At 61.9% G+C, this 23,632-nt stretch carries 25 protein-coding genes; 18 read left to right on the top strand and 7 right to left on the bottom strand.

Annotated elements, in window-relative coordinates; translation table 11 throughout:
• Positions 1–105: 105 nt before the first annotated feature.
• The 6 genes from blaOXA to erpA all read right to left on the bottom strand — a co-directional run bounded on the left by blaOXA (position 106) and on the right by erpA (position 5,983).
• Positions 106–909, bottom strand: coding sequence for a class D beta-lactamase (blaOXA, locus tag AAC071_RS01690; RefSeq protein WP_339829227.1), 804 nt, complete (start codon positions 907–909; stop codon positions 106–108).
• Between the two features lie 94 nt (positions 910–1,003).
• The gene (gene cueR, locus AAC071_RS01685; protein WP_339829224.1) at positions 1,004–1,432 is read right to left on the bottom strand and encodes a Cu(I)-responsive transcriptional regulator; all 429 of its coding nucleotides are present in this window, start codon (positions 1,430–1,432) and stop codon (positions 1,004–1,006) included.
• 133 nt (positions 1,433–1,565) lie between these two features.
• Positions 1,566–3,914: a heavy metal translocating P-type ATPase gene (locus AAC071_RS01680; RefSeq protein ID WP_339829221.1), complete on the bottom strand. Its 2,349-nt coding sequence runs from the start codon at positions 3,912–3,914 to the stop codon at positions 1,566–1,568.
• 215 nt (positions 3,915–4,129) lie between these two features.
• A complete protein-coding gene (xth, locus tag AAC071_RS01675; RefSeq protein ID WP_339829219.1) occupies positions 4,130–4,921 on the bottom strand; it encodes an exodeoxyribonuclease III in 792 nt (263 codons plus the stop codon).
• Positions 4,921–5,508, bottom strand: a complete 588-nt coding sequence (locus tag AAC071_RS01670) for a PAS domain-containing protein (protein WP_339829217.1) — start codon at positions 5,506–5,508, stop codon at positions 4,921–4,923. The genes xth and AAC071_RS01670 overlap by 1 nt, the downstream gene beginning before the upstream one ends.
• Before the next feature lie 121 nt (positions 5,509–5,629).
• Positions 5,630–5,983, bottom strand: a complete 354-nt coding sequence (gene erpA, locus AAC071_RS01665; RefSeq protein WP_339829215.1) for an iron-sulfur cluster insertion protein ErpA — start codon at positions 5,981–5,983, stop codon at positions 5,630–5,632.
• 142 nt (positions 5,984–6,125) lie between these two features.
• Between erpA and AAC071_RS01660 the strand changes: the two genes are divergently transcribed.
• The 13 genes from AAC071_RS01660 to AAC071_RS01600 all read left to right on the top strand — a co-directional run bounded on the left by AAC071_RS01660 (position 6,126) and on the right by AAC071_RS01600 (position 18,452).
• Positions 6,126–7,316, top strand: a complete 1,191-nt coding sequence (locus AAC071_RS01660) for a deoxyguanosinetriphosphate triphosphohydrolase (protein ID WP_339829213.1) — start codon at positions 6,126–6,128, stop codon at positions 7,314–7,316.
• A 70-nt stretch (positions 7,317–7,386) separates the two neighbouring features.
• Positions 7,387–9,135 (top strand): arginine--tRNA ligase, encoded by a 1,749-nt coding sequence (gene argS / locus AAC071_RS01655; protein WP_339829210.1) that lies wholly within the window; start codon positions 7,387–7,389, stop codon positions 9,133–9,135.
• Positions 9,135–9,929: an SPOR domain-containing protein gene (locus tag AAC071_RS01650; protein ID WP_339829208.1), complete on the top strand. Its 795-nt coding sequence runs from the start codon at positions 9,135–9,137 to the stop codon at positions 9,927–9,929. The genes argS and AAC071_RS01650 overlap by 1 nt, the downstream gene beginning before the upstream one ends.
• Positions 9,926–10,957 (top strand): beta-N-acetylhexosaminidase, encoded by a 1,032-nt coding sequence (gene nagZ, locus AAC071_RS01645; protein ID WP_339829206.1) that lies wholly within the window; start codon positions 9,926–9,928, stop codon positions 10,955–10,957. Before AAC071_RS01650 ends, nagZ begins: the two co-directional genes overlap by 4 nt.
• A 128-nt stretch (positions 10,958–11,085) precedes the next feature.
• Positions 11,086–11,970, top strand: a complete 885-nt coding sequence (locus tag AAC071_RS01640) for a ScpA family protein (protein WP_339829204.1) — start codon at positions 11,086–11,088, stop codon at positions 11,968–11,970.
• Positions 11,971–12,113: 143 nt separating this feature from the next.
• Entirely contained in the window at positions 12,114–12,746 is a 633-nt protein-coding gene (gene scpB / locus AAC071_RS01635) for an SMC-Scp complex subunit ScpB (protein WP_339829266.1), read from the top strand.
• 218 nt (positions 12,747–12,964) lie between these two features.
• Positions 12,965–13,195: a twin-arginine translocase TatA/TatE family subunit gene (tatA, locus tag AAC071_RS01630; protein ID WP_339829202.1), complete on the top strand. Its 231-nt coding sequence runs from the start codon at positions 12,965–12,967 to the stop codon at positions 13,193–13,195.
• 44 nt (positions 13,196–13,239) lie between these two features.
• Positions 13,240–13,701 carry a Sec-independent protein translocase protein TatB gene (gene tatB, locus AAC071_RS01625; protein ID WP_339829199.1) on the top strand — a complete coding sequence of 154 codons (462 nt, stop codon included), beginning with the start codon at positions 13,240–13,242 and terminating at the stop codon, positions 13,699–13,701.
• Positions 13,698–14,519 carry a twin-arginine translocase subunit TatC gene (gene tatC / locus AAC071_RS01620; protein ID WP_339829197.1) on the top strand — a complete coding sequence of 274 codons (822 nt, stop codon included), beginning with the start codon at positions 13,698–13,700 and terminating at the stop codon, positions 14,517–14,519. The genes tatB and tatC overlap by 4 nt, the downstream gene beginning before the upstream one ends.
• 128 nt (positions 14,520–14,647) lie before the next feature.
• Complete coding sequence (gene serS, locus AAC071_RS01615; protein WP_339829195.1) at positions 14,648–15,955, top strand: serine--tRNA ligase; 1,308 nt, start codon at positions 14,648–14,650, stop codon at positions 15,953–15,955.
• The gene (gene surE, locus AAC071_RS01610) at positions 15,948–16,766 is read left to right on the top strand and encodes a 5'/3'-nucleotidase SurE (protein WP_339829193.1); all 819 of its coding nucleotides are present in this window, start codon (positions 15,948–15,950) and stop codon (positions 16,764–16,766) included. Before serS ends, surE begins: the two co-directional genes overlap by 8 nt.
• A gap of 25 nt (positions 16,767–16,791) precedes the next feature.
• Positions 16,792–17,442 carry a protein-L-isoaspartate(D-aspartate) O-methyltransferase gene (locus AAC071_RS01605; RefSeq protein ID WP_339829263.1) on the top strand — a complete coding sequence of 217 codons (651 nt, stop codon included), beginning with the start codon at positions 16,792–16,794 and terminating at the stop codon, positions 17,440–17,442.
• A gap of 26 nt (positions 17,443–17,468) precedes the next feature.
• Positions 17,469–18,452 carry a M23 family metallopeptidase gene (locus tag AAC071_RS01600; protein ID WP_339829191.1) on the top strand — a complete coding sequence of 328 codons (984 nt, stop codon included), beginning with the start codon at positions 17,469–17,471 and terminating at the stop codon, positions 18,450–18,452.
• Here AAC071_RS01600 and AAC071_RS01595 read toward each other — a convergent pair.
• Positions 18,449–19,309, bottom strand: coding sequence for an ATP-binding protein (locus tag AAC071_RS01595; protein WP_339829188.1), 861 nt, complete (start codon positions 19,307–19,309; stop codon positions 18,449–18,451). The genes AAC071_RS01600 and AAC071_RS01595 overlap by 4 nt on opposite strands.
• 218 nt (positions 19,310–19,527) lie before the next feature.
• Here AAC071_RS01595 and yajC point away from each other — a divergent pair, with 218 nt between their 5' ends.
• The 5 genes from yajC (at position 19,528) to AAC071_RS01570 (ending at position 23,618) form a co-directional block, all read left to right on the top strand.
• On the top strand, positions 19,528–19,842 hold the full coding sequence (yajC, locus tag AAC071_RS01590; protein ID WP_339829186.1) for a preprotein translocase subunit YajC: 315 nt from the start codon (positions 19,528–19,530) through the stop codon (positions 19,840–19,842).
• A 42-nt stretch (positions 19,843–19,884) separates the two neighbouring features.
• Positions 19,885–21,492 carry a protein translocase subunit SecD gene (gene secD / locus AAC071_RS01585; protein WP_339829184.1) on the top strand — a complete coding sequence of 536 codons (1,608 nt, stop codon included), beginning with the start codon at positions 19,885–19,887 and terminating at the stop codon, positions 21,490–21,492.
• Between the two features lie 22 nt (positions 21,493–21,514).
• The gene (gene secF / locus AAC071_RS01580) at positions 21,515–22,468 is read left to right on the top strand and encodes a protein translocase subunit SecF (RefSeq protein ID WP_339829182.1); all 954 of its coding nucleotides are present in this window, start codon (positions 21,515–21,517) and stop codon (positions 22,466–22,468) included.
• Positions 22,465–22,854 carry an Mth938-like domain-containing protein gene (locus AAC071_RS01575; protein ID WP_339829180.1) on the top strand — a complete coding sequence of 130 codons (390 nt, stop codon included), beginning with the start codon at positions 22,465–22,467 and terminating at the stop codon, positions 22,852–22,854. Before secF ends, AAC071_RS01575 begins: the two co-directional genes overlap by 4 nt.
• 158 nt (positions 22,855–23,012) lie before the next feature.
• Positions 23,013–23,618, top strand: coding sequence for a urate hydroxylase PuuD (locus AAC071_RS01570; protein ID WP_339829178.1), 606 nt, complete (start codon positions 23,013–23,015; stop codon positions 23,616–23,618).
• The last annotated feature ends 14 nt before the right edge of the window (positions 23,619–23,632 follow it).

Below are 23,632 nucleotides of genomic sequence, written 5' to 3'. Positions count from 1 at the left end.
CGATCCGCCCCCCCCCTCTGACGACCAAAGCACACTGTGTTTTGCAGAGGAATCCCCAAGGGGAGGGTGGGAAGTGGTAACAAGTTTTGCTTGCGCAAAAGCGCCCTACAACGCCCCCAACGTCCCCAGCAACTTCTTCGCAAGTTCGATGCGCAGGCCCGCCTGCTCGATCTTCGTCATGTCCATGTTGAGTGCAAAGCTGAAAATCCGGCCGTCGCGTTCGACCCAGCCGACCAACCAGCCGATGCCGGGCTTCTCCTCGGCGAAAGCCCATCCGGTCTTGCCATAGAGCTTCGCGCCGTCGATCTCTTCCATCAGCAGGATCTCGCGCACCAGCGCCTGGCTACGGTCCGACAGCGGCAGACCGTTCGTCGCCAGCGCGGCAACGAAGCGCGCCTGTTCGACCGCGCTGATTTCGAGCGGCCCGTCGAGCCAGAAGCGATCGACGACATCGCCGGGATCGGCATTGCCGTAGCCGAGCCGTTCCAGCATCGCGCGCATGCGCTCAATCCCGACGCGCCGCGCGACCTCCTGATAGACCGGCACGTTGGAGGCGCGGATCGCCTCGCGAAGCCCCATGTCCTTTTCCCAGGCCGGAAAGGGCTGCGGTTCGCCGCCATAGGGCAGCACTTCGTCGGCATCCGCCACCGCGCCGGTTTCGAGCGCGATCAGGCTGTTGGCGATCTTGAATGTCGAGGCCGGCACGTAGCGGCGGAGCGCTCGACCCGGATAAACAATGATCGTCTCATCCGTCTGCACATTCAGCAGAACGAAGGTGCCGTTGACGCCGGCCGCATCGAAGACCCGTCCGAGATCGGGCCGCTCCTCGTAGCCTTGCGCCTCGGCCTCGCCGGGTGCAGGCAGCATGAGGAAGAGAGCAACGAGCGCAAAAATCCATCTGGCAGGCATCGGAACTCCGGGTGGCAGGAAAATCGGAGGACATCATCGCCGCCCATTATGGTGACAGTGGGGCCGGGGGAGGGCCGAATGCGAGCAGAAGACGTCAGGCACGTCTCCTTTTCGGTGTCCGCGCAGGTGCATCATGTTCGGCGGACAAATCGTTGAGGATCGGGCAGTCCGGCCGGTCATCGCCATGGCAGGTCGCAGCCAGCTTGCGCAGCGTGTCGGCGACGGCCTGCATCTCGGCGATCTGCTTTTCCAGTTCGGCGATATGGCCGAGTGCCAGCGTCTTGACTTCGGCGCTGTTGCGGTCGTCGTCGCGCCAGAGGCCGAGCAGCGTCTCGATCCGCTCCATCGGGAACCCCATCTTGCGCGCCCGCTTGATGAAGCGCAGCACATGCAGGTCGTTTTCGCTGTAGACGCGATAGCCGCTCTCGCTGCGCGCCGCCGGATCGATCAGGCCGACGCTTTCGTAGTAGCGGATCATCTTGGCCGAAACGCCTGTGGCCTTCGCCGCCTCGCCGATGTTCATGGGTGCCTCATGGTCCCGCGCTCTCGGGTTTCTGCCTGATTAAATATAATTCGTCATGACCCGGACAAGCAGGGCCATGACGTTTTGGGGGAGAATGCAATCGGTACACATAACCAATCACCCATCTCCAACCTTACCCCAGCTTCGCCTGCCGCAGCCGCAGCGCGTTGCCGATGACGCTGACCGAACTCAGCGACATCGCCGCCGCCGCGATCACCGGCGAGAGCAGGATGCCGAAGAAAGGATAGAGCAATCCCGCCGCCACCGGAACGCCGGCCGCATTGTAGACAAACGCGAAAAAGAGGTTCTGCCGGATGTTGCGCATCGTCGCCCGGCTCAGGGCGCGTGCCCGGACGATGCCACCCAGGTCGCCGCCCAGCAGCGTGATGCCGGCGCTTTCCATCGCCACATCGGTACCGGTGCCCATGGCGATGCCGACATCGGCGGCGGCCAGCGCCGGGGCGTCATTGACGCCGTCGCCGGCCATGGCGACGATCCGGCCTTCGGCCTTCAGCCTGGCGACGATCTCGGCCTTGCGCTCCGGCAGCACCTCGGCCTCGACATCGGTGATGCCGAGCCGACGGGCGACAGCTTCGGCCGTCGTGATGTTGTCGCCGGTCAGCATGACGATGCGGATGCCGTCGGCCTTCAGCGCGTCGAGGGCGCCTCGCGTCGTTTCCTTGACCGGATCGGCAATCGCGACGACGCCGGCCGCCTTGCCGTCGATGGCAACGAAGATCGCCGTCGCCCCGTCATGGCGCAGACGCTCGGCGGTTTCGTCGAGGGCGCCCGTATCGGCGTCGAGGCTGGCGAGGTAACGGGCATTTCCGGCAGCGATCTTGCGGCCGTCGACGATGCCGGCCGCGCCGCGTCCGACCGGTGAATCGAAATCGCCGACATCGGCGAGTTTCAGGCTGCGTTCCTCGGCGGCCCTGACGATGGCCGCGCCCAGCGGATGTTCGCTGGCGCGTTCGAGGCTGGCGGTCAGGCGCAGCAATTCCTTTTCATCGACGCCGTCGGCGGCGACGATCTCGACAACGCGCGGCTTGCCCTCGGTGAGTGTGCCGGTCTTGTCGACCACCAGCGTATCGACGCGCTCCATGCGCTCCAGCGTTGCCGCATCGCGCACCAGCACGCCAAGCCCCGCGCCGCGGCCGACGCCGACCATGATCGACATCGGTGTCGCAAGGCCAAGCGCACAGGGGCAGGCGATGATCAGCACCGCGACGGCCGCCACCAGCGCGAAGGCGAGGCGCGGCTCCGGTCCGAAGAGCGACCAGGCGACAAAGGCGATGACAGCGACAAGGATCACGGCCGGTACGAACCAGCCGGCCACCTTGTCGGCCAGACGCTGGATCGGGGCGCGCGAACGTTGCGCGGCGGCGACGAGGCCGACGATCTGCGCCAGCATGGTGTCGCGGCCGACCTTTTCGGCCGTCATCGTGAAGCTGCCGGTCTGGTTGATGGTACCGGCAATCAGCTTGTCGCCCGGCCGCTTGCTGACCGGCATGGCTTCGCCGGTGATCATTGCCTCGTCGACGGCGCCGCCGCCCTCGGCCAGCGCGCCGTCGACCGGCACCTTCTCGCCGGGGCGCACGCGCAGCCGGTCGCCCACGGCGATCTCCTCGATGGCGACGTCTTCGTCATTTCCCTCCGCCGTCACGCGCCGTGCCGTTTTGGCTTCGAGACCCAGCAGCGCCTTGATCGCGTCGCCGGTCGTTTCGCGGGCGCGGAGTTCCAGCACCTGGCCGAGCAGCACCAGCACGGTGATGACGGCAGCGGCCTCGAAATAGACCGCGACCGCGCCCTCGGCGCTGCGGAAGGCATCGGGAAAGATGTCCGGCGCCAGCGTCGCCACCATGCTGTAGGCCCAGGCGACGCCGGTGCCCATCGCGATCAGCGTGAACATGTTGAGATTGCGCGTGACCAGGGACTGCGCACCGCGCTGGAAGAAGGGCCAGCCGGCCCAGAGCACCACCGGCGTTGCCAGCACCATCTGGATCAGATTGTTGTTGTGCTGCGAGAGCAGATGCATCAGTCCGGTCAGGTGTGCCCCCATCTCGAGCGCGAAGACGGGCAGGGTCAGGACCGCGCCGATCCAGAAGCGGCGGCGCATGTCGATATATTCCGGGTTCGGACCATCGGCGACGGTCGGGGTCATCGGCTCGAGCGCCATGCCGCAGATCGGGCATGAGCCGGGCGCGTCGCGCACGATCTCGGGATGCATCGGGCAGGTCCACTGCACGCCCTCCATCGGTTCGGTCGGCGCGGCGTCGGTCTTCGGGTTCAGCCAGGTCTCGGGATCGGCCTTGAACCTGGTCCGGCAGCGTTCGCTGCAGAAATGGAAATCCCGGCCGTCATGGCGATGGCTGAGGGTGTCGGGCGTCACCTTCACCGTCATGCCGCAGACGGGGTCGATCGCTGTCGCGCCGCCATGGGCGTGACCGTGACCGGCATGGTCATGATGGGTGCAAGTGCTCATGGAAAGCTCCTCTGGCTCCGTGTCGGATCCGAGATAGGGCTTCCCATGATGGGAAGGTCAAGGGGTGGAGTCGAGTCCTTGCCGGGCGGGCGGGGATAAGTCGGGGTTATCTCCGGGGCCCTGACGCGCGCTCCCCGGGGACAAGTTGAGGGATAAGTATTCCCGAAAGCCGTTTATGACAGTTTTGTGACAGTTCCGTGACAGAGGGGGGGTATTCAGCGCTTTTCGCTGTCGAGTTCGACCCAGACGGGCACGTGGTCGGAGGGCTTTTCGCGGCCCCGGACATTGCGGTCGATGTCGCAGGCCGTGAGGCGATCGGTCGCCTGCGGCGACAGCAGAAGATGGTCGATGCGGAGGCCATTGTCCTTCGCCCAGGCACCGGCCTGGTAGTCCCAGAAGGTGTAGCGATGGGCTTCGGTGTGGCAGGCCCGGAAGGCATCGGTCAGGCCGAGATTGATCAGCTCACGGAACTTGGCGCGGGTTTCGGGCCGGAACAGCGCGTCATCGGCCCAGGCGTCCGGATCGTGCACGTCGTCGGCGGTCGGAATGACATTGTAGTCGCCGGCGAGCACCAGCACTTCCTCGTAGGACAGCAATCTGTGGGCGTGGTCGATCAGGCGGTCCATCCAGTGCAGCTTGTACTCGAACTTGTCGGTATCGACGGGATTGCCGTTCGGCAGATAGATTGAAGAAACCCTTATGGCAGCGTCATCGGTCGACACGACGGCCTCGATATAACGGGCCTGTTCGTCCTCCGTGCCGCCCGGCAGGCCCTTGGTCACGTCTTCGAGCGGCAGCTTCGAGAGAATGGCGACGCCGTTATAGGTCTTCTGTCCATGCACGGCGACGTTGTAGCCCAGCCCCTCGATCTCGCTGCGCGGGAAGGCATCGTCGACGCATTTCAATTCCTGCAGGCAGACAATGTCGGGCGCGGCCTCCTGCAGCCAGGTGGTGAGATTGGCCAGGCGTGCCTTGATCGAATTGACGTTGAAGGTCGCAATCTTCATCACTCGGCCCGCTTCCCCTGGCTGAGGGCCCCGCGCTCGGCCCATTGGACGATTGCGTTGTCGTCAGGCTCGCCCTGGCCGACATCGATGAATTCGAACCGGCTTGCCGGCGCCATGAAGATAGGCCGTCCGCCAGTCTCGGAATAGGGCGCCGTGCCGAGCGGCGTCACCACCATCACCAGCATCCGGCCCTCGCCGTTGTCGGTGCGCAGCGGAAAGCCGACCACCTCGACGTCCGCCGCGAAACCGCGCTGATATTCCTCGCGATGCACGGAGACAAAACCGCAGGGCGTGGCATGCAACGCGATAATGCGGGCGGCGGCGCGCGCGACCTGCATCGGCTCGGCGAAGTCGCCATAGCGCTTGCCGGTGATGTTCAGGCCCTGTCGTTCCGTCAGGCCACTGCCAGCCAGACGGAAGACCAGGTCGTTGTCGTCGAGTTCTGCGATGACCAGATGGGGCATCAGCGGCGCGATATCCGATGTCAGCCTGAAGTCGCCGCGCCGCGGCACTTCATCGGCCTTCCGGATTGATTGCCAGTATTTCTCCAGCTTTCGGCCGGAATCGGTCAGAACAAGGCTGTTCATCGGTATGCGCTTGCGGTCCCTTACGGTCAGAATCACCAAGATCGCGCAAGGATACTGGCGTTTTGCTTTGGGTAAAACCATCGTTGTGCCATTGCGGCACAGTATTGGAGAAAAACCCCCGTCAGACCGAGAAGGACGTGCCGCAGCCGCAGGACGAAGTGGCGTTCGGATTGTTGATCTTGAAGGCGGAGCCGATCAGATCGTCCGTATAGTCGATCTCGGCGCCGGCCAGATACTCGACCGAGACAGGATCGATCAGCACTGTTACGCCATCCCTTTCGAGTGCCAGATCGTCATCCTGTTTCGAATCATCCAGCGTGAAGCCGTATTGAAAACCGGAGCAACCGCCGCCCTGGACTGCCACACGCAGCATGACGCCCTGGCCTTCTCCCTCAAGGATGCGGGCGATCTGACGGGCGGCCCGCGCCGTCAGCGTGATCGGCGCAGCAAGTTCGGCGATATTGGCGTCGGTCATGCAATCTCTCTCGCTTGCGCACCCGAAATCGTGCTTTCGGCTTTGAACAATACCAGAATTGGCTTAGCAGATATGTAGTCGCCCGGCGGTCGGTTTTCAAACCGGCAGATCGGGCCAATGGACTGAAAAGTCGAGGTTTTTCTTGCCGATCGCCAATCCCGCCGCCACCGCAGCCTATGCCACTCGCGCCGAGGAAACGCGCGGGCGGCTGTTCGCGGAGCCCGAAAGCGCAACCCGGACGCCGTTTCAACGCGATCGTGACCGGATCATCCATTCCGGCGCCTTCCGCCGCCTCAAATACAAGACCCAGGTCTTCGTCTATCACGAGGGCGACAATTACCGGACGCGGCTATCCCATTCACTGGAAGTCGCGCAGGTGGCCCGCTCGATCGCCCGTGTGCTCGGTCTTGACGAAGATCTCGCCGAGACGCTCGCGCTTGCGCATGATCTCGGCCACACGCCTTTCGGCCATGCCGGTGAAACCGCCCTAGATCGGTGCATGGCGGGCTTTGGCGGCTTCGATCACAATGCCCAGACGCTGCGTATCGTCACCAAGCTGGAGCAACGCTATGCGCGTTTCGACGGGCTCAACCTGACATGGGAAACGCTTGAAGGGCTGGTCAAGCATAACGGGCCGGTCGTGACGCCGGCCCAGGGTATCGACGGGCTGCCGCGGGCCATCGCCGAATATGCCGAAACGCAGGATCTCGAGCTTTCGACCTATGCGGGCCCCGAAGCCCAGGTTGCGGCGCTGGCCGACGACATTGCCTACAACAATCACGACATCGACGACGGTTTGCGGGCGGGCCTGTTCGAAATTGACGATCTGATGGCGCTGCCCCTGGTTGGCGATGCATTCCGGCTGGTGCTGGACGAGTTCCCCGGGCTTGAGACTTCGCGCGTCATACAGGAAGCGGTCCGGCGGCTGATCGGCGCGATGGTCGATGACCTGCTGGCCGAAACGCGCCGCAGAATCGAGGCATCACGGCCGGAATCAGCGGCCGAGGTCCGGGCAATGGATCAGCCACTGGTCGGTTTCGGGGTCGTGATGCGAGAGCACAATGCGGCGCTGAAGTCTTTTCTGATGCAGCGCATGTATCGCCACTATCGCGTCAATCGGTCGATGAGCAAGGCGCAGCGGATCGTCGCCGATCTCTTCGGACTGCTGCATCGGGAACCGGACCTTCTGCCGCCCGAATGGCAGAGGGGCTGCGACGGCGCCAGCGGTACAAGGACCGCGAGGCGGGTTTGCGACTTCATTGCCGGCATGACCGATAGGTTCGCCATCGAGGAGCATCGGCGGCTCTTCGATCTTCACGATTCAAGGGCCTGAACCGGGGCTGGAAACCGGCCGTCGGCGCGGCTAGAGTGCGCGCCCGGTGGCCCCATAACTGACGGCAACAATGAATATTTTTCGGTATTTCGAAGATCGCGTCGCGGCCGCCCTTCAGAGCCTGGTCAGGGAAGGAATCCTGCCGGTCGGGATCGAAACGTCGCGTGTCGCGGTCGAGCCGCCGCGGGATCCCGCGCATGGCGATCTGTCGACCAATGCGGCGATGGTACTGGCCAAGCCTGCTGGCATGAAGCCGCGCGATCTCGCAGATGCGCTTGCGGCAAAGCTCGCCACCATCGAGGCGGTCACGGAGGTTTCCGTGGCCGGGCCGGGCTTCATTAATCTGCGGCTCAGTGCCGATTTCTGGCTTGCCCGGATTCCGGAAGTGCTGCGTGCGGGGCCGGCCTATGGCGCGAGCGACATGGGTGCCGGTGAAGCCGTCAATGTCGAGTATGTCTCTGCCAATCCGACAGGGCCGATGCATGTCGGTCATGTTCGCGGTGCGGTTTTCGGCGATGCGTTGGCCAATCTGCTCGAAAAGGTCGACTACCGGGTTTGCCGTGAATACTACATCAACGATGCAGGCGGCCAGATCGAGGTGCTGGCGCGCAGCGCCCTGCTGCGCTACCGCGAAGCACTTGGTGAAGATATCGGCACAATTCCGGAAGGGCTCTATCCCGGCGACTATCTGAAGCCGGTGGGACAGGCACTGGCTGCCACGCATGGGGCGGCTTTGCTCGAAATGGATCCGGGCGAGGCGCTCGCTGCCGCGCGCGTGGCAGCGGTTGAAGCGATGATGGAATTGATCCGCGGCGACCTCGCGGTTCTTGGCATCACGCATGAAGTGTTTTTCTCGGAACTTTCATTGCATCGTTCGGGCGCCATCGAGGAAACGGTAAAGCTTCTCGAAGACAGGGGGCTGATCTATGTCGGTGTGCTCGAACCGCCAAAGGGCGAAACGCCCGAAGATTGGGAGCCGCGGCCCCAGACACTTTTCCGTTCGACCGAATTCGGTGACGATGCCGACCGGGCGCTGAAGAAGTCGGACGGCAGCTGGACCTATTTTGCCCCCGATATCGCTTACCATCATGACAAGTACAGGCGCGGATACCGCACGCTGATCGACGTCTGGGGCGCGGATCATTCGGGCTATATCAAGCGCGTCAAGGCCGCCGTGGCGGCGCTGACCGAAGGCAACGCCGAGATCGACGTCAAGGTGTGCCAGATGGTTCGCCTGTTCCGCAATGGTGAACCGGTGCGGATGTCAAAGCGGGCCGGCGATTTCGTGACACTGCGCGATGTCGTCGACGAAGTTGGCAAGGATGTCGTGCGCTTCATGATGCTAACACGCAAGAACGACGCGCCGCTCGATTTCGACTTTGCCAAGGTCATGGAACAGTCGCGCGACAATCCGGTGTTCTACGTGCAGTACGCGCATGCGCGGATTCACTCCGTGCTGCGGAATGCGGCGGAGGCCGGATACGATCTGTCCGATGGCGGTCTTGCAAATGCCGAGTTCTCGCGACTGGGCGATGAGGCCGAGCTTGCGCTTCTACGGTTGATGGCCGGGTTTCCGCGTCAGGTGGAACAGGCGGCGCTTGCCCATGAACCGCACCGGATCGCCTTCTATCTCGACGACCTGGCAGCGGCTTTTCATGCGCTGTGGAACAAGGGCAAGGATGATGCTTCTCTTCGTTTTATCCGGGACGATGACAGGGATGTTACGCTTGCAAGGCTCGCTTTGATTCGTGCTGCCGCTTATGTCGTTGCCGCCGGTTTGGGAATACTGGGGGTCGAACCGACTGAGGAGATGCGCTGATGCCGCGCCGGGACGGCGATTGGGACGAGGATCCGGAATACGATTTCGATCCCGATGTCGAGGATTACGAAGTCTATGACGACGATGAAGGCCGTCGTCGGGGACCCTTGATGCTTCTCAGCATTCTGGCGCTTGTCGCGGTGTTTGCCGGCGTTGTTTTCCTGGCTTACCGGCAGGGCGATCAGAATGGCGGCGTTCCGCCAATCCTGCGTGCCGACGGAGAGCCGACCAAGGAAGTGCCCGCCAATCCGGGCGGCAAGACATTCCCGCATCAAGATGCCGGAATCTACGACCGGCTTGGGGGACGTGAATCGGCTGCTTCACGCGGCGAGGACGAGCAACTGTTACCGCCGGCCGAGGAACCGCTCGCGATCGACCAGACTATTTCACCGCGTGATCAACAGGGCATGGACAGGCTGGCGGAGGCCATCGAAAGTTCGCCACTTGAACCCGTCGTGCCGGATAGCGCGACATCGCCCGCGTCCAGCGTTCCGCCGGCACCAGCCGAACCGGAGCGCGTCCGGCAGGAGCTGCAGGCCGGCAGCGCCGGCAGTCATGTCGTGCAGCTTGCCGCGTTTCGCGACGAGGCTGCCGCCCGCGATGCCTTCGGCAAGCTGAAGACCCGCTTTCCCGATCTACTCGGTCCGCTCGGCATCGATATCCAGCGCGCCGATCTGGGTGAACAGGGAATTTACTACCGGTTGCGTGCCGGCTATCTCGACAAGGACGAAGCCGACGCACTCTGTGCGAAGCTTGAAGCACAGGGGCAGGGCTGCTTTGTCAGGCCACGATGAGTGTTTCGGCGGCCATTTTCGGCTGCGAAGGACTTGAACTTGGCGATTCCGAAAGCGCCTTCTTTCGGGAAACACGGCCTTGGGGCTTCATTCTTTTCGGCCGGAACATCGACACGCCGGACCAAGTGAGGCGGTTGACGGCGAGCCTGCGGGCGGCCGCCGGTCACGATGCTCAGATTCTGATCGACCAGGAGGGCGGACGCGTTCAGCGTCTACGTCCACCTCACTGGCGCAACTATCCGCCCGGGCGTGCCTATGGCGCGTGCCATGCTCGCAACCCCGAGGCGGGGCTCGCCGCTGCGCGGCTCGGTGCCCGGCTGATTGCGGTGGATTTGCGCAGTCTCGGGATTACGGTCGATTGCCTGCCTGTTCTGGATGTGCCGGCCACGAACGCGCATGACGTGATCGGCGATCGCGCCTATGGCGATACGGCCGACCGGGTGGCTGCGCTTGGTCGCGCGGCGGCTGAAGGACTTCTTGCCGGCGGGGTATTGCCGGTGATGAAGCATGTCCCAGGACATGGACGTGCCGGTGTCGACAGCCACGAGGGGCTACCTGTCGTCAGAGCGTCTCGGCGCGCGCTGGCGGAGGTCGATTTCCTGCCGTTCCGCATGCTGCACGATCTGCCTTTGGCAATGACGGCTCATATTGTCTATGCGGCCATCGATCCCGAGCAACCCGCAACGACCTCCAGGAAGGTCATCGATGAAATTGTGCGCGGGCATATCGGTTTTTCCGGGTTGCTGATGTCCGACGACCTGTCGATGGCGGCGCTGGCGGGAGGGCTCGAAGCCCGCGCTGCGGCCAGCCTTGCGGCCGGATGCGATGTGGTTCTTCACTGCAATGGCCGGATGGATGAGATGAAGGCCGTCGCGCGTGCGGTCCCCTGGCTTGAAGGGGTGTCGCTCGCAGGCGCTGATTCGGCAGTTGCGCTCCTGTCCGAGCCGCCCGTCGATCTCGATCCGGCCGAAAACCACCTGTATCTCGCCCGGATTCTGGCCGATGGCGCCGAAGATCGCTGGGGATAAACCGAGAAACAGGGTACCCGCCTCTGGGGGTGCGAGGTATAAGGGTCAATCGTCCCCGGCCGATGGGCAGGTTCGGATCGCGGGCGTAAGGGGACTACAAGAATCCGGGTCATATGCACAAGGCAGCCATGAGCGAGGCGCCCACACAAGGCGAAGCTGACGAAGGCGCACCGGCAGGTGATGCCGCGGCGCAGGATGCCGTCACGACCTTTGAAGAAGGGGCACCTCGGGGTGCCGCCGATCCGGGCGATCTGCTGATCGTCGATCTCGACGGATTCGAGGGTCCGCTCGACGTTCTCTTGACGCTGGCACGCAACCAGAAGGTCGATCTCACCCGCATTTCCATTCTCAAGCTGGCCGAGCAGTATCTCGATTTCATTGCTCATGCGCGGCGGATGGAACTCGACCTTGCAGCAGACTATCTGGTGATGGCTGCCTGGCTTGCATACCTCAAGTCAAAATTGCTGCTGCCCGCACCCGAGGAAGAAGAGGGGCCGTCTGGCGCCGAGATGGCGGCGCGGCTCGCCTTTCAATTGCAGCGGCTGGAAGCCATGCGCAAGGCGGCGCAGGAGATATTCGGGCGCCGCTGCCGGCTGGGCCTGCAGGTCTTCCCGCGCGGTGCGCCTGAAGGCATTCGAGTCATCAAGACAAGCCAGTATCAGGCGACGCTGTTCGAACTCCTGAAAGGTTATTCGGAACAGCGGTTGAAGGGCCATGAGACCAAATGGGAGCCGAAGCGTCTGCCGATCATGGCGATCGAGGCAGCGCGCAAGCGCCTCGAAGCGATGATGGGCATGATGTTCGACTGGGGCCGGATCGACAATTTCCTGCCCGTCGACGAAATGAGTGCGCCGATGCGGCGTTCCGCCATGGCCAGCATGCTGAGCGCGGCGCTGGAACTGGCAAAGGACGGGCATATGGAATTGCGCCAGTCCGGTGCATTTGGTCCTTTGTTCGTGCGCCGGCGTGAGGCAAAGCCGGACGACAGCCCCCCGGAGAACACGACGGAATGACGGACGAGACAGTACAGGATAAGGAAGCCGAGGGCGGTATCGAGATGGAGATCGACGAAAACGAGGGAGACGAGACGGGCGAAGCGTCCGAGAACGTCGTTCGTTTTCCGGTCAATGCTTCGGAACATGCAGCACTGTTGCGAATGGTCGAGGCACTGCTTTTTGCGGCGGCCGAGCCGCTCGATATCGACAGCATTGCCAGCCGGCTGCCCGAAGGCGCCGATGTCGGCGCCGCGATCGAGGATCTGCAGAAAACGTATGAGGGGCGAGGCGTCAATCTGGTCCGTGTCGCCAACAAATGGATGTTCCGGACGGCCGAGGATCTCGGTTTCCTGATGGAACGTGAGGCGGTCGAACAGCGACGACTGTCGCGTGCCGCAATGGAGACGCTGGCGATCGTGGCCTATCATCAACCTGTTACGCGCGCCGAAATCGAGGAGATTCGAGGCGTCAGCGTGTCGAAAGGGACACTCGACGTGTTGATGGAAACGGGCTGGGTACGCCTGCGCGGACGCAAGCGTACGCCGGGGCGGCCCGTCACCTATGGGACGACCGAAGACTTCCTCGTCCATTTCGGGCTGGAGAATGTCGGCGACCTGCCCGGTATCGACGAGTTAAAGGCGGCCGGCCTGCTCGACGGGCGCTTGCCGCCGGGCTTCGATATTCCAAATCCGAGCGAGAGCGGTGGCGAGGGCGATGGCGAATTTGCTGACGACGAGGAATATGGTGCCGCGCTCGACGATCATATGGCTCAAGAAGTCGCGGACGAGAAATAGCCCGCCGCAACCTAAAGCGAAACATCAGTTTGGAAGATATTTTCTTTCAGAATCAATTGATTGCTGAAAATCATTAACGGTGTATCTTGCTCCTGTGCTGGCATATTTCCGCAACGGAAGTTCCGGAATGATGTCGCAATTTGGCGACGAAACGCCCATATTGCACAAAGGTAGTACCGGTCAAGGAGCGCGAGCATTTCGCGCCGGTGGAGAGAAGAATGCCGAGTTGGACACAAATACTGCTGGTCGTGGTGCTGATCGTGCTGCTTTTCGGCAGGGGCAAGATTTCCGACATGATGGGTGACTTTGCGAAAGGCATCAAAAGCTTCAAGAAGGGGCTTTCCGACGAGGATGAGGCCGAAGCTGCGCGGCCAGAGCCAAAGACCATCGATTCAACAGTCAGCCGGGAAGATAGCGCCGAGGCCAAGAACAAGGCCACCAACGGCTAACAGGGGCTCAATCGCGTACCCGGTTCGAGGCATTTCAGAACAACATGTTCGATATCGGATGGTCAGAGCTGCTTGTCATCGCGGCGGTCGCCATCATCTTCGTGGGCCCGAAGGACCTGCCGCGGATGATGCGGACGGTCGGTCAGTACGTGGCCAAGGTCCGAGGGATGGCCAGGGAATTTCAGAGTTCCTTCGAGGATCTGGCGCGCGAGACCGAGCTTGAGGAGTTGCGCAAGGAAGTCTCCGGTCTTCGTGATGTCGCCTCGGCGCCGCTGAAAAAACTCCAGCAGGAAATCGACAAACCCATGAAGATCGGTGGGGGCGGCGCAGGCGCGGCTGCCGCTGCGTCGGCATCGGCAGCGCGCGCGGCCGAGATCGCTGCTGGCGAACCGCCGGAAACGGACGATCTGTCGCCAGAGATGCAAGAAGCGCTGAGGGAGGCGGAAGAGGTTCAGCAATTCGCCGTCAGCGACCCGGCGACCAATGGGGAGCGCGACGACAAATGAGCGTCGACGCGGCCACCCCAGAACCCGAAGACGAGGTCGAGGCGTCTCGTGCACCGCTGATCGATCATCTGATCGAGCTGCGCTCGCGGCTGATCCGTTCGGTGATCGCCATCGCAATCGCCTTCGGTGTCTGCTTTGCCTTTGCCGACGATATTTTCAATATCCTGATCCAACCATACGAAGCGGCGGTCGGATCGGGGCCCGAGGCCCGTTTCATTTTCACGGCGCCGCAGGAATTCCTGATCACTCAGCTCAAGCTTGCCTTCTTCGGCGCGATGTTCCTCGCGTTTCCGATCATCGCCTCGCAGATTTACATGTTTGTCGCGCCCGGCCTTTACAAGGACGAGCGCCACGCCTTCTTGCCGTATCTGGTCGCGACGCCGGTTCTCTTCCTGATCGGCGCCGCGCTGGTCTATTTCGGCGTGATGCCACTGGCCCTGCAATTCTTCATGAACATGCAGCAGGAAGGGGGCGAGGGCCGGGCAGCCATCGAATTGATGCCGCGGGTCAGCGAGTATCTGAGCCTGATCATGACGTTGCTCTTTGCCTTCGGCATGTGCTTTCAGTTGCCCGTCATCCTGATGCTGCTGGCGCGGATAGGCGTGGTCAATGCGGCGCAGCTCCGCAAAGGACGACGCTATGCAATCGTCATCGTGTTTGCAGTGGCGGCCTTTCTCACGCCGCCGGACTTTTTCAGTCAGATTGCACTCGGCGTGCCGACGCTGCTGCTTTACGAGTTCTCGATATTCGGTGTGTCATGGACCGAAAGGCGACAGGCAGCGGCCGCCGCAAACGCCGAGGACGCGTCCGAGACCTGATCCTCCGTCATCTGGACGGTCGCCGCCTTTCCGCCTATACAGGGCGCGAAAATGGTTGGGTCGGCGGGATTGATTCGGTCTCGCTGTCGGCCTGCCGAAGCTTTGTTTCCCGCCAGTTTTGAGGTGTCATGTTCGACATCAAAGCCATTCGCGATGATGCCAGCGCCTTCGATGCCGGGCTCGCCAAGCGCGGGCTTGAACCGCAGGCCGCGCGCCTGATCGAGATCGACGAGCGCCGCCGGCGGATCATTACCCGGCTGCAGGAGATGCAGCAACGGCGCAACGACGCCTCGAAACTGATCGGTCAGGCCAAGGCCGGCAAGGACGAGGCGACCGCGCAGAAGCTGATGGACGAGGTCGCAGCGCTGAAGAGCGACATCCAGAAGGGTGAGGACGAAGAACGGCAAGTCAATGCCGAGCTCGAAAGAGCGCTGGCTTCTATCCCGAACATTCCGCTCGACGAGGTGCCGGTCGGCCCGGACGAGAGCGCCAATGTCGAACATCACCGGAACGGCTTCCCACGCGCGATGAACTTCGCGGCGCGCGAGCATTTCGATCTCGGTGAGGCGCTTGGACTGATGGATTTCGAGGCGGCGGCGAAGCTTTCCGGCGCGCGGTTCACGATCCTGAAAGGTCCGCTGGCGCGGCTCGAGCGCGCCATCGGAAATTTCATGGTCGATCTTCATACGAGCGAGTTCGGTTACGAGGAAGTCGCGCCGCCGTTGATGGTGCGGGACGAGGCCATGTTCGGTACAGCTCAGCTGCCGAAGTTTGCCGACGATCAGTTTGCGACCTTCAAGGGTCAGAGCCGCGACGATCAGGAGAAATACTGGCTGATACCGACGGCCGAGGTGCCGCTGACCAACCTGGTGCGCGAGAGCATCCTGTCGGAGGAAGAACTGCCGAAGCGCTTTACGGCCTATACGGCCTGTTTCAGGGCCGAAGCCGGTGCTGCCGGGCGCGATACGCGCGGCATGATCCGGCAGCATCAGTTTTCCAAGGTTGAGCTTGTTTCGATCACCGCACCCGAGAAGTCAATCGAGGAGCACGACCGGATGCTTGCCTGCGCCGAGGAAGTGTTGAAGCGGCTCGGCCTTCACTACCGTGTCATGGTGCTTTCGACCGGCGATATGGGATTTGCCGCGCGCAAGACCTACGATATCGAAGTCTGGCTACCGGGACAGGACGCCTATCGCGAGATTTCGTCCTGTTCCGTATGTGGCGACTTCCAGGCACGACGGATGAATGCACGCTATCGCCCGAAGGGCGAGAAGACTACGCGCTTTGTCCACACGCTCAATGGCTCGGGCCTTGCCGTTGGCCGGACGCTGATTGCCGTGATGGAGAACTACCAGCTGGCAGATGGCTCGATAGAGGTTCCGGACGTGTTACGTCCCTATATGGGCGGGCTGGAGGTCATTGCACCTCATGGCTAAGCGTGCGGAAAAACCCTTTCGTGTTCTGGTGACCAACGATGATGGCATTCATGCGCCGGGTCTCAAGATTCTCGAGAAAATCGCGCACAAGCTGACGCGCGATGTCTGGACCGTGGCACCGGAGGAAGAGCAGAGTGGATCGGCTCACTCGCTGTCGCTGGCCAATCCGCTCCGTATCCGCAAGCTCGGCGCGCGCAAATACGCCGTCAAGGGAACGCCGTCCGATTGTGTACTGATGGCCGTTCGACACGTCATGAAGGACGAAATGCCCGATCTGGTTCTTTCGGGAATCAACCGGGGACAGAATATCGCCGACGATGTGACCTATTCGGGAACGATCGCGGCGGCGATGGAAGGAACGCAGCTCGGTATTCCGTCGATTGCACTCAGTCAGGCCTTCGGGTTCGGCGGCGGATCGAAACTGAAATGGTCGACCGCCGAACAGTTTGCGCCCGACATCGTGAGGAAGCTCGTTGCGGCCGGTTGGCCTGAGGACGTTCTGATCAACATCAACTTTCCGGATGTGCTGCCTCAGTCCGTGACCGGGATAGAAGTGACTCGACAAGGCAAGCGCGATCAGTCGCTTGTGCGCGTGGAGGAGCGGATCGACGCGCGCAACAACCCCTATTACTGGCTGGGATTCGAGCGCATTCTCAGCAATCCGCCGCAGGGGACCGATCTTCGTGCGATCTATGAAGGACGTATCTCGATCACACCTTTGCATATGGACCTGACCCATGCCGGCACGGCAAAAGCCCTCAATGCGGCGCTCGGCACGATGCCGGTGAAGCGGCCGCGCCGGAAATCGTGAGGCTCAGGTGAGCGACGAAACGCCCATGGACGAGATCGAGCAGGGCAAGATCGAGCTGATCATGGGCCTGCGGCGTCAAGGGGTGCGCGACAAGCGGGTTCTGTCGGCGATCGAGCGGGTGCCACGCGAAAAGTTCATCAGCGGCACATTCCGCAAGCAGGCCTATGAGGATCACGCGCTGCCCATCGAATGCGGGCAGACGATCAGCCAGCCCTATATCGTCGCCTACATGACCGAGCAGTTGCAGGTCGGCGAGAGAATGAAGGTGCTGGAGGTCGGCACAGGTTCGGGCTATCAGGCCGCGGTGCTCGCACGGCTCTGCCGCCGCGTCTACACGATCGAACGCTATCGGACGCTTCTCAAGGATGCCTTGAAGCGGTTCGATGAACTCAATATCCACAACATCACGGCCAAGGTCGGTGACGGGGCCCAGGGCTGGCCCGAGCAGGCGCCCTTCGACCGAATCATTGTGACTGCTGCGGCCCCGGCGGTGCCGCAGAAACTGGTCGAGCAGCTCAAGGAAGGCGGGTTGATGATTGTGCCGGTCGCCGTATCCGGCGGTCGGGGCGAGCAGAAACTTGTACGGATCGAGCGGACAGGCGAAGGTGTGAAACGCGAAGAACTTTTGCCGGTGCGGTTTGTGCCGCTGGTCGAGGGTGTCGCGAAAGAGTCCTGAACGCCTGAAAGGAAACGCCCGGAAAGATGCGACGCGGTCACGGGACACGAAATTCGAGACTTGCAGGCGTGCTGGCGTCGCTGCTGCTCCTGACCGCCTGCAGCGGAGGTGGCGAGCGTCCATGGTGGGACGGTCAATCCGTTGGCGGCCAACGATTGCCGATGACCCGTCCGGCCGATCGGCTGGTTTCCGGCGAGGACTATGTGGTCCGGCGCGGCGACACGGTCCACAGTATTGCCCGGGCACATGATGTGCCGTTGCGCTCGATCATCGACACCAACCGGCTGACGCCCCCTTATGCCATTCATGTCGGGCAGCGACTGGCAATTCCGGCCGGACGATTTCATGTCGTTCGCAGCGGCGACACGGTCTACAGTATTTCGCGACATTACAATGTCGACATGGCGTCTCTGACGAGCCTCAATCGCCTGCGGGAGCCCTTTACGATCAGGGTTGGCGAGCGTCTTCAATTGCCGTCGCGCGGCACGGCGCAGTCGATCGTCGACCGCGACGTGGCGGGTGGACCGGTTCCCGTGGCGCGACCGGTCGCCGGCGCCGCTATTTCTGCGGCGCAGCCGTCGACCACCACGACCGTTCGGCCAAAGGATCCGCTGCCAGCAGTGCCGGCTGCGTCCGGCGGGTTCGTGTGGCCGATTGAAGGCAAGATTCTTTCGACATTCGGTCCAAAGGCAAACGGACTGCATAATGACGGGATCAACATTGCCGCGGAGATGGGGGCACCGGTCCGGGCCGCGCAAAGCGGCGTCGTTGCCTATGCGGGCAACGAGTTGAAGGGCTATGGCAACCTGCTGCTCGTCCGGCACGAGGGCGATCTGATCACGGCCTATGCGCACAACAGCAAATTGCTGGTCAAACGCGGAGATACGATCATGCGTGGCCAGACTATCGCCGAAGCCGGAAACTCGGGCAGTGTTGTCACGCCGCAGGTGCATTTCGAAGTGCGGCGCGGCGCCAAGGCGCTCGATCCGCAGACGATTGTCGGCCGCTAGCTGAGTTGCTGGCCGAGGCGTCCGGCCAGATCCTGAATGAATTGCCATGCCACCCGGCCCGAACGAGCGCCGCGCGTGGCGGCCCATTCGACGGCTTCCGCATGCAACTGTTCCGGCGCAATCTTCAGGCGGTAGTGGACGGCATAGGCCTCGACCATGCCGAGAAATTCAGCCTGGCTGCAATTGTGAAATCCGAGCCACAAGCCGAAGCGATCGGACAAGGAGACCTTTTCTTCCACGGCTTCGGACGGGTTGATGGCCGTCGAGCGTTCATTCTCGACCATCTCGCGGGGCATCAGATGACGCCGGTTCGATGTTGCGTAAAATATCACGTTGCGCGGCCGTCCTTCGATACCGCCTTCCAGCACGGCCTTCAGCGACTTGTAGCTTGTGTCGTCGTGATCGAAGGAGAGATCGTCGCAGAATATGATCACGGGGCGGGCGGCACCGCGCAGCAACGTCATCAGTCGCGGCAGGCTTTCGATGTCCTCCCGGTGAATTTCGATCAGAACGAGGCTGCGGGGCGTCTCGGCATTGACGGCTGCGTGGGCCGCTTTGACCAGCGAGCTCTTGCCCATTCCGCGGGCACCCCAAAGCAGGGCATTGTTGGCGGGCAGGCCAAGTGCAAAGCGCCGTGTGTTTTCGAGCAGGATATCGCGGACGCGATCGATCCCTTTCAGGAGCGGCAGATCGACCCGCGAGACGTCGGAGACCGGCTCAAGCGAGGCGCTTTCGGCATTCCAGACGAAGGCATCGGCAGCCCCAAGGTCAGCTTTTGCGACACGCGCGGGCGCGAGGCGCTCGAGCGCGTCGGCGATGCGTTGCAAAAGGGCTTCGGAGGCGGACTTTTCGGTCATTTCGGAGCTTGCCGGAACTGGGGTTAGGAGAGGTTGGGGTGCGGACCCTAGCACCTTGATCGAGGTCCGAAAATCCCTGTCGACGTCGGACCTTAGAGGAGAATTGAAGGGGCTCGGCCACCGGTTTGCAAATGCGCAAGCGGCGGCTATAGTCCGCCGCAATGCAGCGCAGTCCGAGAGGCCTGCGACAGGGCAGGCAGTCGAAACAGGAGAAATCGATGGGTGGCGGCGGCACTTCGGAATTCTTGATCTCGTTATTTCCGTTTATCGCGCTGTTCGCGATCATGTATTTTCTCATTCTGCGGCCGCAGCAGAAGCGAATGAGGCTGCATCGCGAGATGGTCGCCAATGTCCGCCGTGGTGACGTTGTGGTTACGGCTGGCGGGCTGGTCGGCAAGATCGTCAAGGTTGAAGATGCCGAGGTGCAGGTCGAGATTGCCGATGGCGTCCGGGTGCGGGTGGTCAAGACGACCCTGACGGATGTGCGCTCGAAGTCGGAGCCGGTTCCGGCAAACGCCAATACCCCTTCATAACGCCGCTCGCGGGAGCCGCCCGAAGAGGGGGGACATGACGACATGCTTCATTTCGAACGCTGGAAGATTACCCTGATCGTCGCCCTCTGCCTGGCGGGCATTGCCTATTCGGCGCCGAATTTCGTTCCGCGCGCTTCGCTTGAGGGTATGCCGGGTTGGCTGCCCAACCAGCAGATCAATCTCGGTCTCGACCTTCGGGGCGGGTCCTACATGCTGCTCGAGGTCGACACGAGTTCGCTGATCCAGGACCGCCTGCAATCCCTGCTGAACGACGTGCGTGCAGCGCTTCGCAGCGAACGGATTCTGTATACCGGTCTCGGGATAAGAAATTCTGAGGTCACGGTTCGTATCAGCCGGCCGGAAGACGTGGAGAAGGCGCGCACGGCGGTCGACGGGGTGGCGACGACTGTTGCCGGCAATGCATTTTCCGCGATTCCCGAACGGGATATTGCGGTCCGGGTGAGCGACCAGGACATCGCCGTCAACCTGACTGAACCAGCGATCGTTGCACGGACACAATCAGCGGTTCAGCAATCGATCGAGATCGTGCGCCGTCGTATTGACGAGTTGGGCACCACTGAGCCCGTCATCCAGCAACAGGGCAGCAGCCGCATTCTGGTTCAGGTGCCGGGTCTTGACGATCCGCAGCGTCTGAAGGAGTTGCTTGGTCAGACGGCCAAGATGAATTTCCGACTGGTCAGCAATGCCATGTCGGGCGAGCAGGCCGTGGCCACGCGCACGATACCCACGGGCACCGAGGTTATCTACACGGCGGACGAACCCAGTGCTCCCGTACTGGTCGAGCGTCGCATTATGGTCGGTGGCGATCGACTTGTTGACGCGCAACCGGCCTTTGATCAGCAGACGGGCGCGCCGGTCGTCAATTTCCGCTTCGACTCCACCGGGGCACGCCAGTTCGGCGAAGTGACCCGCAACAATGTCGGCCGGCCGTTTGCGATTGTGCTCGACAACAAGGTGATCAGCGCGCCTGTGATACGCGAACCGATCATGGGCGGGTCCGGTCAGATCAGTGGCAATTTCACCGTTCAGGCTGCCAACGACCTGGCTATTCTGCTGCGGGCCGGCGCGTTGCCAGCACCGTTGAACGTCCTTGAAGAACGTACCGTAGGCCCGGGGCTGGGTGCGGACTCGATCCGTGCCGGCGAGGTTGCGGCGCTGATCGGCAGTCTGGCCGTCGTAGTTTTCATGATCGCAAGCTACGGGTTCTTCGGCGTGTTTGCCGTTGTGGCGCTGACACTCAATATGGCGATGATCTTTGCCGTGCTGTCGGTGTTGCAGGCAACCCTGACATTGCCGGGCATTGCCGGAATCGTGCTTACCGTCGGCATGGCCGTTGACGCCAATGTGCTGATCTACGAACGGATACGCGAGGAAATCGCTGCCGGCAAAGGCCCGGTTCAAGCGATCGAAACGGGTTACAACCGCGCATTGTCGTCGATTCTCGATGCCAACATCACGACGCTAATATCGGCTGCCATCCTGTTCCAGATGGGATCGGGGCCGGTACGCGGATTTGCCGTGACGCTCGGCATCGGCATCATTACGTCCGTGTTCACGGCCTATACCGTCAACCGCCTCATGCTTTCGGTCTGGATACGCCGCCGGCGTCCGAAGACCATTTATCTCTAAACGTCGGGACGGAACCAGTCACATGCGACATCTCAAGCTGATCCCGGACGATACTCATATCCCGTTCGTCAGATTCCGTCATATCGCGACGGGTATTTCATTGATCATCATTGCGGCTTCGATCGCCCTGTTTTTCTCGCGCGGCCTGAATTTCGGCATCGATTTCAAGGGCGGGATCATGATCGAGATCGCGACGGACGGCCCGGCGGACATCAACCAGTTACGAACAACAATGAGCGGTCTCGGCCTCGGCGAGGTTCAGATACAGGAATTCGGCCAGGCCGACGATGTGCTTATCCGCATTCCGTCGCCGGCGGAAGGCGGTGAGGCTGCGTCCCAGGAGGCGGTCAACAAGGTACGCGCGGCTCTCGGCGATCAGGTTGTCGAGTACCGTCGTGTCGAGGTTGTGGGGCCGCAGGTCAGCAGTGAGCTGGTCAGAAGCGGGACGATTGCGGTCGTTCTCGCGATGGTGCTGATGCTGGTCTATATCTGGTTTCGTTTCGAGTGGCAGTTCAGTCTTGGTGCCATCACGTCGCTGGTCCATGACGTATTGGCGACCATTGGTATCCTTTGCATCCTGCAGATCGAGTTCAATCTGCAGATGATCGCCGCCATTCTGACCATCGTCGGCTATTCGATGAACGATACCGTGATCGTTTTCGACCGGGTGCGTGAAAATCTCCGAAAATACAAAAAGATGGATCTTGGCGAGTTGATCGACCTGTCGATCAACCAGACGTTGTCGCGTACGGTGATAACATCCGGTACGACGCTTCTGGCGCTTCTGGCACTCTTTGTCTTTGGCGGCGAGGTTCTGCGGGGCTTCACCTTTGCCATGATCTTCGGCATTCTGATCGGCACCTATTCATCGGTGTTTATTGCTGCGCCCATCATTCTGGCGGTTGGCGTTTCGCGTGATTGGTCGGGCAACAGTTCCGGAAAGGTGCCGGAAGGCAAGGCCGGGGCCAAGGCGTGAGCGGTAGCCCATCGGGCATGAAGCCGCGCTTTTCGAGGCAGCCGCCCATCGATGCCTATGGCGACGGCGGTTTTCGCCTCGAGGGACAGCGTTTCGATGGTTCGATTATCGTTACCCCGCGAGGTCTTCACCCTTGGCCCGTCGCTTCGATAGACGGTGTCACAGCGGCGTCGCTTGCCGTGCTGGCCGGCGAAGCGGGCACATTCGACTTCCTGCTGGTCGGTTCCGGTGATGTCTTTGCGCGGTTGCCGGAACAGGCTCAAAGGCATCTCGAATCGCGCGGGCTCTTCCCGGACACGATGGCGACCCCGGCCGCGTGCCGGACCTACAACATGATGCTCGCTGAAAACCGTCGCGTTGCCGCGGCATTGATCGCCGTGCCTTGATTGCCCGGCCTCGCGGGCTTGGCTTTTGCGGCGGAAACTCCTAGTTTTCATGCCAGTATCGCGACATTGAGTCGCGCCGGCATCGGCATTTGATCCGGACGCCTTCCACGAGGCAGAGGCCGGAGGCGGTGCCGGACAATCAGACGGGGAGGACCATCATGGCTGCCATTCTCACATCGCTCCGCAACACGGTAATCGCCGGCTTCGTGCTGGCGGTGATTTTGGTGCTGCTCTATCTCAACTGGGGCGGGTCGCTGGGCGACTATGCCTTCTGGGCGTTCTTCTTCCGCTGGCTGCATGTCATCAGCGGCGTGATGTGGATTGGCCTGCTCTGGTATTTCAACTTCGTGCAGATCCCGTCCATGCCGAAGATCCCGGACGACCAGAAACCGGCAATTGGCAAGGTGATCGCGCCCGAAGCACTATTCTGGTTCCGCTGGGGTGCAATGGCGACCATTGTCACCGGCATTATCGTCGCACACATGAATGGCTACCTGCTCGATGCCTATACGCTTGGTGCGATGACCGGTTTTGCTGTGCCCAAGAATATCGCCATCGGTATCGGCATGTGGCTTGGCACGATCATGTGGTTCAATGTGTGGTTCGTGATCTGGCCCAACCAGAAGATCGCACTGGGGATTGTGGAGGGACCGGCCGAGGCGAAGCCTGCGGCGGCGCGCACCGCGATGCTTTTTTCACGCACAAACACCTTGCTTTCGATCCCGATGCTGTTTGCGATGGTCTCGGCGCAGAACATCTACTGATCGCGTCAGTACAT

This window comes from uncultured Parvibaculum sp. (assembly GCF_963975745.1).
In the GTDB taxonomy this organism is placed as follows: domain Bacteria; phylum Pseudomonadota; class Alphaproteobacteria; order Parvibaculales; family Parvibaculaceae; genus Parvibaculum.
The sequence above is the reverse complement of the archived record's forward strand: the minus strand, read 5'-3'. Positions and strand labels throughout refer to the sequence as shown.

What these genes read in the sequence shown, in the direction of transcription:
- AAC071_RS01650 (WP_339829208.1), top strand. Translation starts at nt 9,135, where the DNA reads ATGCCGCGCCGGGACGGCGATTGGGACGAGGATCCGGAATACGATTTC.
- argS (WP_339829210.1), top strand. Translation starts at nt 7,387, where the DNA reads ATGAATATTTTTCGGTATTTCGAAGATCGCGTCGCGGCCGCCCTTCAG.
- tatA (WP_339829202.1), top strand. Translation starts at nt 12,965, where the DNA reads ATGCCGAGTTGGACACAAATACTGCTGGTCGTGGTGCTGATCGTGCTG.
- xth (WP_339829219.1), bottom strand. Translation starts at nt 4,921, where the DNA reads ATGAAGATTGCGACCTTCAACGTCAATTCGATCAAGGCACGCCTGGCC.
- tatC (WP_339829197.1), top strand. Translation starts at nt 13,698, where the DNA reads ATGAGCGTCGACGCGGCCACCCCAGAACCCGAAGACGAGGTCGAGGCG.
- scpB (WP_339829266.1), top strand. Translation starts at nt 12,114, where the DNA reads ATGGTCGAGGCACTGCTTTTTGCGGCGGCCGAGCCGCTCGATATCGAC.
- secF (WP_339829182.1), top strand. Translation starts at nt 21,515, where the DNA reads ATGCGACATCTCAAGCTGATCCCGGACGATACTCATATCCCGTTCGTC.
- AAC071_RS01600 (WP_339829191.1), top strand. Translation starts at nt 17,469, where the DNA reads ATGCGACGCGGTCACGGGACACGAAATTCGAGACTTGCAGGCGTGCTG.
- AAC071_RS01595 (WP_339829188.1), bottom strand. Translation starts at nt 19,309, where the DNA reads ATGACCGAAAAGTCCGCCTCCGAAGCCCTTTTGCAACGCATCGCCGAC.
- surE (WP_339829193.1), top strand. Translation starts at nt 15,948, where the DNA reads ATGGCTAAGCGTGCGGAAAAACCCTTTCGTGTTCTGGTGACCAACGAT.
- AAC071_RS01680 (WP_339829221.1), bottom strand. Translation starts at nt 3,914, where the DNA reads ATGAGCACTTGCACCCATCATGACCATGCCGGTCACGGTCACGCCCAT.
- cueR (WP_339829224.1), bottom strand. Translation starts at nt 1,432, where the DNA reads ATGAACATCGGCGAGGCGGCGAAGGCCACAGGCGTTTCGGCCAAGATG.
- AAC071_RS01670 (WP_339829217.1), bottom strand. Translation starts at nt 5,508, where the DNA reads ATGAACAGCCTTGTTCTGACCGATTCCGGCCGAAAGCTGGAGAAATAC.
- AAC071_RS01570 (WP_339829178.1), top strand. Translation starts at nt 23,013, where the DNA reads ATGGCTGCCATTCTCACATCGCTCCGCAACACGGTAATCGCCGGCTTC.
- secD (WP_339829184.1), top strand. Translation starts at nt 19,885, where the DNA reads ATGCTTCATTTCGAACGCTGGAAGATTACCCTGATCGTCGCCCTCTGC.
- erpA (WP_339829215.1), bottom strand. Translation starts at nt 5,983, where the DNA reads ATGACCGACGCCAATATCGCCGAACTTGCTGCGCCGATCACGCTGACG.
- blaOXA (WP_339829227.1), bottom strand. Translation starts at nt 909, where the DNA reads ATGCCTGCCAGATGGATTTTTGCGCTCGTTGCTCTCTTCCTCATGCTG.
- yajC (WP_339829186.1), top strand. Translation starts at nt 19,528, where the DNA reads ATGGGTGGCGGCGGCACTTCGGAATTCTTGATCTCGTTATTTCCGTTT.
- serS (WP_339829195.1), top strand. Translation starts at nt 14,648, where the DNA reads ATGTTCGACATCAAAGCCATTCGCGATGATGCCAGCGCCTTCGATGCC.
- nagZ (WP_339829206.1), top strand. Translation starts at nt 9,926, where the DNA reads ATGAGTGTTTCGGCGGCCATTTTCGGCTGCGAAGGACTTGAACTTGGC.
- tatB (WP_339829199.1), top strand. Translation starts at nt 13,240, where the DNA reads ATGTTCGATATCGGATGGTCAGAGCTGCTTGTCATCGCGGCGGTCGCC.
- AAC071_RS01640 (WP_339829204.1), top strand. Translation starts at nt 11,086, where the DNA reads ATGAGCGAGGCGCCCACACAAGGCGAAGCTGACGAAGGCGCACCGGCA.
- AAC071_RS01605 (WP_339829263.1), top strand. Translation starts at nt 16,792, where the DNA reads ATGGACGAGATCGAGCAGGGCAAGATCGAGCTGATCATGGGCCTGCGG.